The 12,597-nt window shown below is 68.8% G+C and carries 12 protein-coding genes; 8 read left to right on the forward strand and 4 right to left on the reverse strand.

What is annotated here, in order from left to right; all coding sequences use genetic code 11:
* The first annotated feature begins 3 nt into the window (after window positions 1-3).
* The 4 genes from LGR54_RS09600 to LGR54_RS09615 are packed head-to-tail and all read left to right on the forward strand — an operon-like array spanning window position 4 to window position 3,659.
* On the forward strand, window positions 4-1,014 hold the full coding sequence (locus LGR54_RS09600; protein WP_230361745.1) for an ABC transporter ATP-binding protein: 1,011 nt from the start codon (window positions 4-6) through the stop codon (window positions 1,012-1,014).
* Window positions 1,011-1,979 (forward strand): dipeptide ABC transporter ATP-binding protein, encoded by a 969-nt coding sequence (locus tag LGR54_RS09605; RefSeq protein ID WP_230361746.1) that lies wholly within the window; start codon window positions 1,011-1,013, stop codon window positions 1,977-1,979. The genes LGR54_RS09600 and LGR54_RS09605 overlap by 4 nt, the downstream gene beginning before the upstream one ends.
* 18 nt (window positions 1,980-1,997) lie before the next feature.
* Window positions 1,998-3,161, forward strand: a complete 1,164-nt coding sequence (metC, locus tag LGR54_RS09610) for a cystathionine beta-lyase (RefSeq protein WP_230361747.1) — start codon at window positions 1,998-2,000, stop codon at window positions 3,159-3,161.
* Window positions 3,162-3,176: 15 nt separating this feature from the next.
* Window positions 3,177-3,659: a GNAT family N-acetyltransferase gene (locus tag LGR54_RS09615; protein WP_230361748.1), complete on the forward strand. Its 483-nt coding sequence runs from the start codon at window positions 3,177-3,179 to the stop codon at window positions 3,657-3,659.
* A gap of 27 nt (window positions 3,660-3,686) precedes the next feature.
* Here LGR54_RS09615 and LGR54_RS09620 read toward each other — a convergent pair whose 3' ends face one another.
* From LGR54_RS09620 to LGR54_RS09635, 4 genes are all read right to left on the reverse strand, one after another.
* Window positions 3,687-4,553, reverse strand: a complete 867-nt coding sequence (locus LGR54_RS09620; RefSeq protein ID WP_230361749.1) for an energy transducer TonB — start codon at window positions 4,551-4,553, stop codon at window positions 3,687-3,689.
* Entirely contained in the window at window positions 4,550-5,053 is a 504-nt protein-coding gene (gene exbD, locus LGR54_RS09625) for a TonB system transport protein ExbD (protein WP_230361750.1), read from the reverse strand. Before exbD ends, LGR54_RS09620 begins: the two co-directional genes overlap by 4 nt.
* 11 nt (window positions 5,054-5,064) lie before the next feature.
* Window positions 5,065-6,195, reverse strand: a complete 1,131-nt coding sequence (gene exbB, locus LGR54_RS09630; RefSeq protein WP_230361751.1) for a tonB-system energizer ExbB — start codon at window positions 6,193-6,195, stop codon at window positions 5,065-5,067.
* 228 nt (window positions 6,196-6,423) lie between these two features.
* Window positions 6,424-7,851 (reverse strand): FAD-binding oxidoreductase, encoded by a 1,428-nt coding sequence (locus LGR54_RS09635; RefSeq protein ID WP_230361752.1) that lies wholly within the window; start codon window positions 7,849-7,851, stop codon window positions 6,424-6,426.
* Window positions 7,852-8,012: 161 nt separating this feature from the next.
* Here LGR54_RS09635 and LGR54_RS09640 point away from each other — a divergent pair, with 161 nt between their 5' ends.
* The 4 genes from LGR54_RS09640 (at window position 8,013) to LGR54_RS09655 (ending at window position 12,302) form a co-directional block, all read left to right on the forward strand.
* The gene (locus LGR54_RS09640; RefSeq protein WP_230361753.1) at window positions 8,013-8,420 is read left to right on the forward strand and encodes a VOC family protein; all 408 of its coding nucleotides are present in this window, start codon (window positions 8,013-8,015) and stop codon (window positions 8,418-8,420) included.
* 141 nt (window positions 8,421-8,561) lie between these two features.
* Window positions 8,562-9,404, forward strand: a complete 843-nt coding sequence (locus LGR54_RS09645; protein ID WP_230361754.1) for a TylF/MycF family methyltransferase — start codon at window positions 8,562-8,564, stop codon at window positions 9,402-9,404.
* A gap of 105 nt (window positions 9,405-9,509) precedes the next feature.
* Window positions 9,510-11,327 carry an ABC-F family ATP-binding cassette domain-containing protein gene (locus LGR54_RS09650; RefSeq protein WP_230361755.1) on the forward strand — a complete coding sequence of 606 codons (1,818 nt, stop codon included), beginning with the start codon at window positions 9,510-9,512 and terminating at the stop codon, window positions 11,325-11,327.
* 171 nt (window positions 11,328-11,498) lie between these two features.
* Window positions 11,499-12,302, forward strand: a complete 804-nt coding sequence (locus LGR54_RS09655; RefSeq protein ID WP_230361756.1) for an RNA methyltransferase — start codon at window positions 11,499-11,501, stop codon at window positions 12,300-12,302.
* Window positions 12,303-12,597 lie beyond the last annotated feature (295 nt).

The raw sequence follows: 12,597 nt of genomic DNA on the forward strand, positions 1-12,597 counted from the left end.
TCCATGGCCGCACAATCCCCCCTCCTCTCCATCCGCAACCTCAGCGTCACCTTCGCCACCGGGCGCGGCCCGTTCCGGGCAGTGGACAAGGTGGATCTCGACGTCGCCGCCGGCGAACTGGTCGCCATCGTCGGCGAGAGCGGCTCCGGCAAATCGGTCGCCATGCTGGCGGTGATGGGCCTGCTGCCCTGGACCGCCACCGTCACCGCCGACCGCCTGACCTTCGACGGCAAGGACATGCTCGCCCTAGCTCCCCGCGAGCGCCGCAGGATCATCGGCAGCGACCTGGCGATGATCTTCCAGGAGCCGATGTCGAGCCTCAACCCGTGCTTCACCGTCGGCTTCCAGCTGCGCGAGGCCATGAAGGCGCATCTCGACCTCGACAAGGCCGCCCGTCAGGCGCGCGCCATCGAACTGCTCGAACTCGTCGGCATCCCCGAGCCGGAGCGGCGGCTGAAGGCGTTCCCGCACCAGCTCTCCGGCGGCATGAGCCAGCGGGTGATGATCGCCATGGCGCTCGCCTGCAATCCGAAGCTGATCATCGCCGACGAGCCGACCACCGCGCTCGACGTCACCATCCAGGCGCAGATCCTCGACCTGTTGCTGCGCCTGCAGAAGGACAGCGGCGTCGGGCTCGTGCTCATCACCCACGACATGGGCGTGGTGGCGGAGACCGCGCAGCGCGTCTGCGTCCACTATGCCGGCCAGCAGGTGGAGATGCAGCCGACGCGCGGCCTGTTCCGTGATCCGCATCACCCCTACACCTCGGCGCTGCTGGCGGCGCTGCCGGAGCGGGCGAGCGGGCGCATCCTGCCCTCGATCCCCGGCGTGGTGCCCGGCCTCGCCGACCGGCCGGCCGGCTGCCTGTTCTCGCCGCGCTGCCGCTTCGCCACCCAGACCTGCCGGACGGTTCCGCCGCCCCGCGCGGGCGCCGATCTCGGCTATGCCCTCTGCCATACGCCGCTCGTCGACGGTCATCCGCGCGCGCTGAAGAAACTGGAGATGCCGGCATGACGAACTCGGTGATGGAGGCGATCGACCTCGCCCAGTCCTACGAGGTCTCACGCGGGCTGCTCGCCAAATCGGCGACGGTAAAGGCGGTGGCCGGCATCAGCTTCGCGCTGGCGCCGCGCAGCACGCTGGCGGTGGTCGGCGAATCGGGTTCCGGCAAGTCGACGCTGGCCCGCATGCTGACCATGATCGAGAAGCCCGGCACCGGCGCGCTGCTCATCGACAATGTCGACGTCGCCGACGCCGATGCCGGCACCCGCCGCCGCTATCGCGGCGAGGTGCAGATGGTGTTCCAGAATCCCTATGGCTCGCTCAATCCGCGCCAGACCATCGGCACCGCCATCGAGGAGCCGCTGCTGGTCAACACCCGACTGTCCGCCGCCGAGCGGCGCGAGCGCGCCATCGACATGATGAAGCGGGTCGGCCTGCGCCCCGAGCATCACGGCCGCTACCCGCACATGTTCTCCGGCGGCCAGCGCCAGCGCATCGCCATCGCCCGCGCTCTGGTGCTGCGCCCGAAGATCCTCGTGCTCGACGAACCGGTCTCGGCGCTCGACGTCTCGGTGCGGGCGCAGGTGCTCAACCTGCTGGTGGAACTGCAGGAAAGCCTCGGCGTCGCCTATGTGTTCGTCTCGCACGACCTCGGCGTGGTCCGGCACATGGCCGACGAGGTGATGGTGATGTATCTCGGCCGGGCGGTGGAGCACGGCCCGCGCGACGCCATCTTCGACAGCCCGAAGCACCCCTATACGCGGGCGCTGATGTCGGCGACCCCGGTCGCCGATCCCGAGGCGAAGAAGGAGCGCATCGTGCTGGAGGGCGAGTTGCCCTCGCCGTTCAATCCGCCGACCGGCTGCGCCTTCAACCCGCGCTGCCCGCTCGCCTTCGAGCGCTGCCGCCATGAGACGCCGCCGCTGGAGATGAAGGCCGGTCGCCTGGTCGCCTGCTGGGCGGTGGAGCCGTCCTAGCGGGAAAGGAGACCGGCGATGCGTGACGCCACGCAATGCGTGCATCACCCCGAGGTGCCGCAGGATGGCTATGCCAGCCTCGCCGTGCCGACGCACCGCGCCTCCACCATCGTCTATCCCGATGGCGAGGCCTTCCTGCAACGGGCGGAGCGCGGGGTGGACGGCTACACCTACGGCCTTGCCGGCACGCCGACCACCCGCACGCTGGCCGAGCAGCTCACGCGGCTGCAAGGCGGCGCGCGCACCGTCCTCGTGCCGTCCGGCCAGGCCGCCATATCCATGGTGATGCTGACATTGCTGGGGCCGGGCGACCGGGTGCTGATTCCCGACAATGTCTACCCGCCGGTGCGGACGCTCGCCTTCGATCATCTCGCGGCGCGCGGCATCGACGTCACCGTCTACGACCCGATGATCGGCGCCGGGATCGCCGGCCTGATCGACGACCGCACCCGGCTGGTCTGGATCGAGACGCCCGGCTCCGGCAGCATGGAGGTGCCGGACGTTCCGGCCATCGTCGCGGCGGCCAGGGCGCGCGGCGTCTTTACCGGCTGCGACAACACCTGGGCGACGCCGCTGCTGTTCAAGCCGCTCGCCCACGGGGTCGATTTCGCCTGCGAGGCGCTGACCAAATATGTCGGCGGCCATTCCGACCTGCTGCTCGGCTCGATCACCGTCACCGACATGGACCTCCACCGGCGCCTGCGCCAGACCCTGTCGGCGCTCGGCATAGGCGTGTCGCCGGACGAATGCGCGCTCGCCCTGCGCGGCATCGAGACCATGGCGGTGCGCCTCGCCCATTGCGGTCGGGTGGCGGAAGACTTCGCACGCCGCCTCGACGGCCGGCCGCAGGTCGAGACGGTGCTGCACCCGGCGCTGCCCGGCTGTCCCGGTCATGCCGTGTTCGCCCGCGACTTCAAGGGCCCCTCCGGCGTGTTCAGCCTGGTGCTGAAAGCGGGCACCGACGCCCGCCTCGCCGCCGCCCTGTCGAGCCTCAAGCTGTTCTCCATCGGCGCCTCCTGGGGCGGCACGCACAGCCTCGTCGCGCCGATGGACATCGCGCCGCTGCGCACCACCGTGCCGTGGCCGCACAAAGGGCCGATTCTGCGGCTCAGCATCGGCCTCGAAGACCCGGAGGAGCTGTGGGACGACCTCGGCGCCCTCCTCGCCCGGCTTGATGGCTAGAAGAGACCCTTTGTGATGCTTATCCGCGATGAGAAGACCCGCGAGGGAGCCGCGATCCACGCGCTGCTACGCGACAGTTTCGACGGGCCCGATGAGGCCGATCTGGTGACGCGCCTGCGCGAAGCCGGCGACGCAACCTTGTCGCTGGTGGCCGAGGACGATGGCGAGATCGTCGGCCATGTGCTGCTCTCGCCGATCGCCGCCGCGTTCCCCGCGCTCGCCCTCGCGCCGCTGGCGGTGGATGCCGACCGACGGGCGCACGGCATCGGCGCGGCGCTGGTGCGCACCGCCATCGCCCGTGCCGAGGCGATGGGCTGGCGGGCGCTCTTCGTGTTGGGCGATCCCGCCTATTACCGTCGCTTCGGTTTTTCGACCGAGCAGGCGGCGGGCTTCTCCTCGCCCTATGCCGGACCGCATTTCATGGCGCTGCCGCTCGGCGGCGACCTGCCGACCACCGCCGGCGCCCTGCGCCACGCACCCGCCTTCGCGGAACTGTGACGGGCGCCGCGCGTCAGCCGCGCGTCGTCACCGCAGGGTGAAGTCCACCGGCACGGTGAAGGCGATGGTGTTGCCCGGCACTTCCGGCGGCGGCGGCGGCACCGGCGAGGCCCGACGCAGCATCGCCACGGCTTCCTCGTCGAAGCGGGAATTGCCCGACGAGCCCACCAGCCGCGCGCTCAGCACCTGCCCGGCGCGGTTGATGGTGAAGGCGACCCGCGCCTTGCCCGCGCCGCTCTCCCCGGTCGGGTAGCGCTTGTGCCGGTTGAGATGCGACATCAGCCGCGAGCGCCAGTTCGCCGGCGTCATCGAGCGCGAGGAGGAGGCGCCCGCCGTCGGCGCGGCGATCTGCTCGGAGTTCTCCGCCTGCATCTGCGGCGCGGCAGAAGTGCGCGGCGCCGGCGGCTTCTCGCTCTTCTCGCGCGGCTTCGGCTTCTTCTTCGGCGGTTCCTTCTTGGGCTCGATCTTCTTCTCGGGCGGCGTCAGTTCGGAGGCCAGCGGCGCCGGCGGCGGCAGCGGCACCTCGATGTCGGGGGCGGGGGATTCCGTCACCTCCGGCAGCGGCTCTTCCTGCTTCACCGGCTCGGGCGGAGGCGGCTCGACCTCCTCCTCGGGCTCCTCGTCCGGCTTGACCTCTTCCTCGACCTCTTCCGGCGCTTCCATCATCTGCGGGCCGGGCGCGACATCGGCCGGCTGGGAGGGCGGCGCCACCGGCACTTCGGCGAGCTCGATCATGATCGCCGCCGGCTCCGGCATGAGCTCGGGCGGCGGAGAGGACAGCAGATAGGCCAGCGCGCCGCCATGCGCGCCGAGGACGATCGCGCCGCAGCCGATCCAGCAGCCGGCGCGGGCGATCCGCTCCAACCTTCCGCCGCGCAGAAGCATCAGGCTCATTGAGCGGCACTCGCCGGCGCCGCGGGCGCGGAAGCCGCAGGAGCGGCGGTCTCACCCGCCGGGGCCGCGGCGGCCGCCGCCGGCACCGCCTCCAGCCCGACCAGCGCGATCTTGAGATAGCCGGCGGCGCGCAGGAGGTTCATCACCTCCATCAGGTCGCCATAGGCGACGCTCTTGTCGGCACGCAGGAAGATGCGGGTATCCTTCTTGCCCTCGGTCGCGTGGTCCAGCGTGCTGCCGAGCACGCCGCGCGGCACGTCGTCATTGCCGAGCGCCAGGCCGAGGTCGCTCTTCACGCTGAGATAGACCGGCTTGTCGGGACGCGGCTGCACCACCGCCGTCGAGGCCGGCAGGTCGACCTTCACGTCGACGGTGGAGAGCGGCGCCGCCACCATGAAGATGATCAGCAGCACCAGGATGACGTCGATGAACGGCGTGACGTTGATCTCGTGGTTTTCGCCGAGATCGTCGACGTCGCTGCTCTGGAGCTTGGCACCCATATCGGCTCACCTCACTCGGCGGCGGCGCGGATGCGGGCCGGGGTCGGGGCCGCCGCGCGCTGCGTCTCGCGAGCGTCGCGCCGGTCGAGGTCGCGCGACAGCAGCCGCAGCACCTCGGCGGAGGCGTCGCCCATCAGGATGCGATAGCCGGCCACCTGGCGAGCGAAGTGATTGTAGATCACCACCGCCGGGATGGCGGCGACGAGGCCGATCGCAGTGGCAAGCAGCGCCTCGGCGATGCCCGGCGCCACCACGGCGAGATTGGTGGTCTGCGCCTTCGAAATGCCGATGAAGGAATTCATGATGCCCCAGACCGTGCCGAACAGGCCGACGAAGGGGGCGGTGGCGCCGATGGTGGCGAGCAGGCCGGTGCCGCGATTGATCGCGCGGCCGGTCGCCACCTCGATGCGGCCGAGCGAAATGGAGACGCGCTCCTTGATGCCTTCGGCCGGCAGGTCGCCGGAGCGCTTCAGCTCGAGATCGGTGGTGCGGAGCATCGCGAGCGCCGGCCCCTTGGCGCCGATCCGGCGGGCCTCGTCCAGCGAGGCGCTGGCGAGCAGGCCGCGCAGCGCCTTGCGCACCCGCGTCTGCGCCGCCATCAGCTCGACGCTCTTGGCCAGCCACACCGTCCAGGTCACCACCGAGGCGAAGGCAAGGCCGAGCATGACCGCCTTCACCACCCAGTCGGCGGCCATGAACATGCCCCAGGGCGACAGGTCGTGCGGCAGCTGCGCGGAAACGCTGCCGTCCTCCACTTCCGGCAGCGGAGCGCCATCGGTGGGAGCAGCAGCGGCATCACCCGCGACCGGCGCCGGAGTGACCGCCGGCGCTTCGCCGGTCGCGGGAATGCCGGTCGCGGCAGGCGCGGTCGTCGTCGCAGGAGCCGTAGCAGCCGGAGCGGGTGCGGTCACCGCGGGAGCCGTCGTATTCGCCGGCACCGACGTTGCCGGAGCCTGCGGCTGCGCCGGAGCAAGCGTCGGGGTGGCTACCGGAGCCTGCGTCGTCGTCCCGGTTCCCTGCGCGAACGCCACCGGCGGCCCGGCGAGCACCGACAGCGCCGCGAGCCCGACCAGCGGACGGCGGAGCGCAGCGGCGAGGCGCGGCATCGAGAGGCGGATCGTCGGAAGACGCAGGGTCGGCATTGGGGCTACCCGTCATTGGCGGCCCGCTCGCGGCTTCGCGCCGCGCTTTCCGCACGACGCCCACGGCCCTGCGAGTGGGCGACTGGTCAATTAACGGTTTCCTTAAACCCCTCTATACGCTCCCGACAACCTTTAAATGCCCATTTCTCAAACAGTAGAACGTTTCAAAAGAAGCTGAATACTTCGATTCTCTACTTTATGATCGTTCTAGACTGAGATTATCGGCCACTACACATCTAGTACCTTGCCGGGGTTCAGCAATCCCTGCGGATCCAGCGCGCGCTTCAACCGGCTCATCAGCTCCAGCGCCAGCGGATCGGCGTAGTGGCCGAGCTCATGCGCCTTCAGCCGGCCGATGCCGTGCTCGGCAGCGATGGAGCCGTCCATGTCGGTCACGATGTCGTGCACGATACGGTTGAAGTGCTCCCACATGTCGATGAAGGCGGCCTTGTCCATCCCCACCGGCTGGCTGAGGTTGAAATGGATGTTACCGTCGCCGACATGGCCGAACGGGCACGGGCGCAGCCCCTCCAGCTCGGCGGTGACCGCCGGCAGCGCGCGGGCGAGGAACTCCGGCACGCGGGAGACCGGCACCGAGACGTCGTGCTTGATCGAACCGCCCTCGTGCTTCTGCGCCTCGCTCATGTCCTCGCGCAGCCGCCACAGATTGTTCGCCTGCGCCTCGCTCGACGCGATCACCGCATCGACCACCTCACCGGCCTCCATCGCGGCCTCCAGCCCGCTCTCCATCAGCGCGGCGATGTCGAAGGCGCGGGTCGGCGAGGAGAACTCGGCGAGCACGTACCAGTCGTAGCGGCCGGCGAAGGGGCGCACCGTGCCGGGCATATGCTTCAGCACCGTCTCGATGCCGAAATCCGCCATCAGCTCGAAAGTGGTCAGGCCGTCGCCGGCGAGGCCGCGCAGCCGGTGCAGCAACTTCAGGGCATGCTCGGGGTCGGGCACGGCGAGGAAGGCGGTGGCGCGCTGCGCCGGCGCCGGGAACAGCTTCAGCACGGCGGCGGTGATGATGCCGAGCGTGCCCTCGGTGCCGAGGAACAGCTGCTTGAGATCATAGCCGGCATTGTTCTTGCGCAGCCGCTTCAGCCCGTTCCACACCCGCCCGTCGGCCAGCACCACTTCGAGGCCGAGCACCAGCTCCTTGGCGTTGCCGTAGCGCAGCACGGCGGTGCCGCCGGCATTGGTGGAGAGGTTTCCGCCGATGCGGCAGGAGCCCTGCGCCGCGATGTGCAGCGGGAACAGGCAGCCGACATCCTCCGCCGCCTTGTGGACGCTGTCGAGGATGCAGCCCGCCTCTACCGTCATGGTCATGTCGATGGGGTCGACATGACGGATTTTGTCGAGCCGGGCGAGCGAGACGACCAGTTCGCCGAACGGCATCTGCCCACCGACGAGGCCGGTATTGCCGCCCTGCGGCACCAGCGGCGCGCCCGCCGCGGCGCAGGCGGCGACGACGAAGGCCACCTCCTCGGTATTGCCCGGCCGCAGCACCGCCGGGGTGCGTCCGTCATAGAGCCCGCGCTCCTCGCGCAGATAGGCCGCGGTGTCCCCGGGGGCGGTCAGCACGTGCTGGGCGCCGATGCGCTGGGCGATCTTGCTGAGGAGCGGGGCGAGGTCTGCGGTGGTCGTCGAGGTCATGGCAAGTCCGATTGGCTGGCGGAGACGTTCCGTCGCTGTTTACACGCCCGCTTCCCCGGCCGCCACATGACTGCCGGCCGGCGGCTCGGTGTCGCGCCCGTCTTCCGCTCGCCGCCTATTCGCGGATAGCGTCGGGAGACCATCCTCACGGGAGACCCGGCATGCCCTCGCTCGTCCTCTATGTCACGCTCGGCGTCTCGGATTTCGAGCGAGCACTGGCCTTCTACGATGCGGTCATGGCCACGGTCGGTCAGGCCCGCACCGACGAGACGCTGCCCGGCTGGGTGGGCTTCGGCCCGGACTATGACCACGGTGTCAGCCTGTGGCTCTGCAAGCCCTTCGACGGCGATGCCCCGACCCCCGGCAACGGCCAGATGACGGCCCTGCGCGCCGCCAGCGCCGAGCAGGTCGACACCTTCCATGCCGCCGCCCTAGCCCATGGCGGCACGAGCGAGGGCGCGCCGGGCCTGCGCCCGTCCTATGGGCCGGGCTTCTACGCCGCCTATGTCCGCGACCCCGATGGCAACAAGCTCGCCTGCGTCTTCCATCGCCACGGATTGGCTGGCTGACGGCGACGCTTCGCGTCTCGCCTTCTGCCGCCCGGAGCCGGTCTCCATCGGCCCCCCTCGCTACGACACAGATAAACGTGGCATTGTCAGCCGCCGCCCCACAGCGACCCATAAACAAATTAAGGGGCGTCGGAGGAAAACATGCTGAAATCGATTCTACGAAAGGCAGGCTATATCGTTCACAGCCCTGACGAATTCGATCAGCTACTACGACAGACAACGCCATCCACGGATTGGAATCGAACCGAAGACAACTACCACCGACTATCTCAAGAATATTTTGGCATTCCGCTGACGCGAAATATTCAGAATGTCAAACTACATTCCATCTATAAGGACGGATCCGATCAATTCCAGAGGTGCTTCGAGGCCCTTCTCAATGTCGAATCGGAATATATTCAGCAGCTGATCGTCGAACTTGCCGGTTCCGGTGTCCGAGGCGACTTCACCGAGTTCGGCATCTTCCAGGGAGCGTGGATCGACAAGCTGTTCTCGATGACCGAGGTGGCGGGCCTCGCCGACCGCCAGATCTGGGGCTTCGACAGCTTTCGAGGCTTGTCGGAGCCACACAAGGTCTTTGACAGCAGCTTCTGGAAGAAGGGCATGTACGCCGCCGGCCGCGAGCTCGTGGAAGCGAATGTTCGTGCCGCCGAACGGCCGCGCATCCGCCTGGTCGAAGGATTTTTCTCGGATTCCCTGCCCACGCCGAAGGCGCAGGCGCTGGGTGAGGTGGCGTTCGCTCGCATCGATTGCGATATCTACGAACCCGCCAAGGAATGCCTGGCGTTCCTTTCCCATCGGTTGTCGCATGGCTCGATCCTGGTTTTCGACGACTGGAGCCATGATTTCGCGATCGGCGAAGCCCGCGCCTTCGCCGAGTGGGTCGATACGGTCCCTCATCTGCGATTCAAGTTCATCTTCCTCGGACCGTGGGATCACCTCCATCTGAGAGTGCTCCATCGGGACAAGCCGGACATCTTCTGAAGGCCGGCGAGCCGCTCCGACACGAAGGGGCCTGTCCGCCGGCCCTTTCGTGTCAAATTCTTCGAGCCCCTTGCCCCGCGCGGGTTCATCGCCTATCCCCCCGCCATGGCACCCCCTCTCCTTCTGCTTCAAGACACGCGCCTCACCTTCGGCGGCACGCCGCTGCTCGAAGGAGCGGAGCTTTCCGTCTCCGCCGGCGAGCGCGTCGGCCTCGTCGGCCGCAACGGCTCGGGCAAGTCGACCTTGCTCAAGATCGCCGCCGGCCTCGTGCAGGCGGATTCCGGCCCGCGCTTCGTGCAGCCCGGCGCCACGGTGCGCTACCTGCCGCAGGAGCCGGACCTCTCCGGCTTCAAGACCACGCTCGACTATGTCGAGGCCGGCATGGGTCCGGGCGATCAGGAATACCGCGCCCTCTATCTGCTGGGCGAACTCGGCCTCACCGGCGAGGAAGACCCGGCGAACCTGTCGGGCGGCGAGGCCCGCCGCGCGGCACTGGCCCGCGTGCTGGCCCCCGAGCCGGACATCCTGCTGCTCGACGAGCCGACCAACCATCTCGACCTGCCCGCCATCGAATGGCTGGAAGCCGAGATCGCCGGCCTGCGCTCCGCCCTCGTGCTGATCAGCCATGACCGCCGCTTCCTGCAGGACCTGACCCGCGCCACCGTCTGGCTGGACCGTGGCCGCACGCGGCGCATGGAGCGCGGCTTCGCCTTCTTCGAGGAATGGCGCGACCAGGTGCTGGAGGAGGAGGAGCGCGACCAGCAGAAGCTCGCCCGCAAGATCGTCGCGGAAGAGCACTGGATGCGCTACGGCGTCACCGCGCGGCGCAAGCGCAACATGCGCCGCGTCGGCCAGCTGGCGGATCTGCGCGCCAAGTTCCGCGACCATCGCGGCGCCGTCGGCACCATCTCCGTCACCGCCACCGAGGCCGATGTCTCCGGCAAGCTGGTGATGGAGGCGGAGAACATCTCCAAGTCCTATGGCGATCGCGTCATCGTGCGCGACCTGTCGATCCGCATCCAGCGCGGCGACCGCATCGGTATCGTCGGCCCCAACGGCGCTGGCAAGACCACGCTGCTGAAGATGCTCACCGGCGAGTTGGCGCCCGACAGCGGCAAGGCCAAGCTCGGCACCAATATCGAGATGGCGACGCTCGACCAGCGCCGCGCCGCGCTCGATCCCGAGCGCTCGGTGCGCGACACGCTCACCGACGGGCGCGGCGACCAGGTGTTCGTCGGCGGCAATCCGCGCCACGTCATCGGCTACATGAAGGACTTCCTGTTCACCCCGGAACAGGCCGGCACCGCCGTCTCCCGGCTGTCGGGCGGCGAACGCGGGCGGCTGCTGCTCGCCTGCGCGCTGGCGCAAGCCAGCAACCTGATGGTGCTGGACGAGCCGACCAACGATCTCGACCTCGAGACCCTCGACCTGCTCGAGGAGATGATCGACGACTATGCCGGCACGGTGCTGCTGGTCAGCCACGACCGCGACTTCCTCGACCGTACCGTCACCGCCACCATCGCCTATGAGGGCGACGGCAACTGGAACGTCTATGCCGGCGGCTATTCCGACATGGTCGCCCAGCGCGGCCATGGCGTGAAGGCGCGCGCCGCCGCTGCGGCCGCCGCCGCACCGGCGAAGGCGTCCGCGCCGGCCTCCCCGGCACCGACGACATCGGGCTCGAAGCGCAAGCTCTCCAACAAGGAGAAATATGCGCTGGAGCATCTGCCCAAGCAGATGGCTCAGCTGGAATCCGACATCACCCGGCTGAATAATCGGCTGGCCACGCCGAATTTCTATACGCGCGATCCTTCCGGCTTCCAGAAGGCCACCGCCGAGCTGACCAAGGCCCAGGCCGACCTCGCCAAGGCGGAAGAGCAGTGGCTGGAGCTGGAGATGCTGCGCGAGGAACTCGGCGGATAAGGCATCGCGCTGTCTTTCCCTCTCCCCACTGGGGAGAGGTGACCCGCGAAGCGGGTCGGTGAGGGGCGACGCGATCGGGAAGTCGAGAAAATCTCTCCCCGCCCGAACAAGGGTGCGGTGCGCTGTGATGCCCCCGGCGACAGTCCGCCCCTAAACGGGTATGAGGCCGCCATGGTCCATCTCATCCCCCTCACCGCTCCGGACGATCCGCGCATCGACGCCTATCGCGTCATCAAGGAGCGCGATCTCGTCGGGCGCGGCGGGCGGTTCATCGTCGAGGGCAAGACGGTGCTCGACGTCGCGCTCTCCCCGCGCAACCGCTTTCGCCTGGAATCGCTGCTGATCGCCGAGAGCCGGGCGGAGGCGCTGGCGCCGTTGCTGGCGCAGGCGCCGGACGACCTGCCGATCTACACCGCCAACCAGACGATCCTCGACGGCATCACCGGTTTCCACATCCATCGCGGGCTGCTCGGCGTCGGCCTGCGCGGCGAACAGCCCGGCGCCGCCGCGCTGCTCGCCTCGCTGCCGGTGCGCGCGCTGGTGGTCGTGGCGCTCGGCATCACCAATCACGACAATGTCGGCGGCATCTTGCGCAACGCCGCCGCCTTCGGGGCGGATGCAGTGCTGCTCGACTTCGCGTCCTGCGATCCGCTCTACCGGAAGGCGATCCGCGTCTCGGTCGGCGGCAGCCTCATCGTGCCCTTCGCCCGCGAAGGTGGTGCCGGCGCCCTCCTCGACCTGCTGGCGGCCGGCGGCTTCGAGCTGCTCGCCTTCAGCCCGGCCGGCACCACCACGCTGAAGCAACTGGTACGCGCACCACGTACCGCGCTGATGGTCGGCGCCGAGGGACCGGGCCTGTCCGCCGACAGCCTGGCGCGGGCCCGCACGGTGCGCATTCCGATGGCCGGTGGCTTCGATTCCCTCAACGTCGCCACCGCCGCCGGCATCGCCCTGCACCATCTCGCGGACCTCTGAGGCGGTGGCCATTTGCCGCCTCCGGGGCAGCCCGCCGTGGCGCAACGACGCGCGTGAGGAGGGTTGATCTGCGAATCCCGAATACGTGATCGGCGCCGAATCACCCTCGACAAGCCCCCGGAACGGGCCCATGTTCAACCTCGGAATACGGAGCGGCTTGCCGCTTTATGACCGTCTAACCTTCAAAAGCCCGGAGCCCCCGCTCCGGGCTTTTTTTTGTTTTCCACCCCTGAGCCAGGGCACAGAGGCTTTCGGAAACCCGAATACCGACACCGTATCCATATTATTGGTACTG

Origin of the sequence: Ancylobacter sp. Lp-2, assembly GCF_020523795.1 — a bacterium.
Taxonomy (GTDB): Bacteria; Pseudomonadota; Alphaproteobacteria; order Rhizobiales; family Xanthobacteraceae; genus Ancylobacter.

What these genes read in the sequence shown, in the direction of transcription:
- LGR54_RS09600 (WP_230361745.1), top strand. Translation starts at nt 4, where the DNA reads ATGGCCGCACAATCCCCCCTCCTCTCCATCCGCAACCTCAGCGTCACC.
- LGR54_RS09605 (WP_230361746.1), top strand. Translation starts at nt 1,011, where the DNA reads ATGACGAACTCGGTGATGGAGGCGATCGACCTCGCCCAGTCCTACGAG.
- metC (WP_230361747.1), top strand. Translation starts at nt 1,998, where the DNA reads ATGCGTGACGCCACGCAATGCGTGCATCACCCCGAGGTGCCGCAGGAT.
- LGR54_RS09615 (WP_230361748.1), top strand. Translation starts at nt 3,177, where the DNA reads ATGCTTATCCGCGATGAGAAGACCCGCGAGGGAGCCGCGATCCACGCG.
- LGR54_RS09620 (WP_230361749.1), bottom strand. Translation starts at nt 4,553, where the DNA reads ATGAGCCTGATGCTTCTGCGCGGCGGAAGGTTGGAGCGGATCGCCCGC.
- exbD (WP_230361750.1), bottom strand. Translation starts at nt 5,053, where the DNA reads ATGGGTGCCAAGCTCCAGAGCAGCGACGTCGACGATCTCGGCGAAAAC.
- exbB (WP_230361751.1), bottom strand. Translation starts at nt 6,195, where the DNA reads ATGCCGACCCTGCGTCTTCCGACGATCCGCCTCTCGATGCCGCGCCTC.
- LGR54_RS09635 (WP_230361752.1), bottom strand. Translation starts at nt 7,851, where the DNA reads ATGACCTCGACGACCACCGCAGACCTCGCCCCGCTCCTCAGCAAGATC.
- LGR54_RS09640 (WP_230361753.1), top strand. Translation starts at nt 8,013, where the DNA reads ATGCCCTCGCTCGTCCTCTATGTCACGCTCGGCGTCTCGGATTTCGAG.
- LGR54_RS09645 (WP_230361754.1), top strand. Translation starts at nt 8,562, where the DNA reads ATGCTGAAATCGATTCTACGAAAGGCAGGCTATATCGTTCACAGCCCT.
- LGR54_RS09650 (WP_230361755.1), top strand. Translation starts at nt 9,510, where the DNA reads ATGGCACCCCCTCTCCTTCTGCTTCAAGACACGCGCCTCACCTTCGGC.
- LGR54_RS09655 (WP_230361756.1), top strand. Translation starts at nt 11,499, where the DNA reads ATGGTCCATCTCATCCCCCTCACCGCTCCGGACGATCCGCGCATCGAC.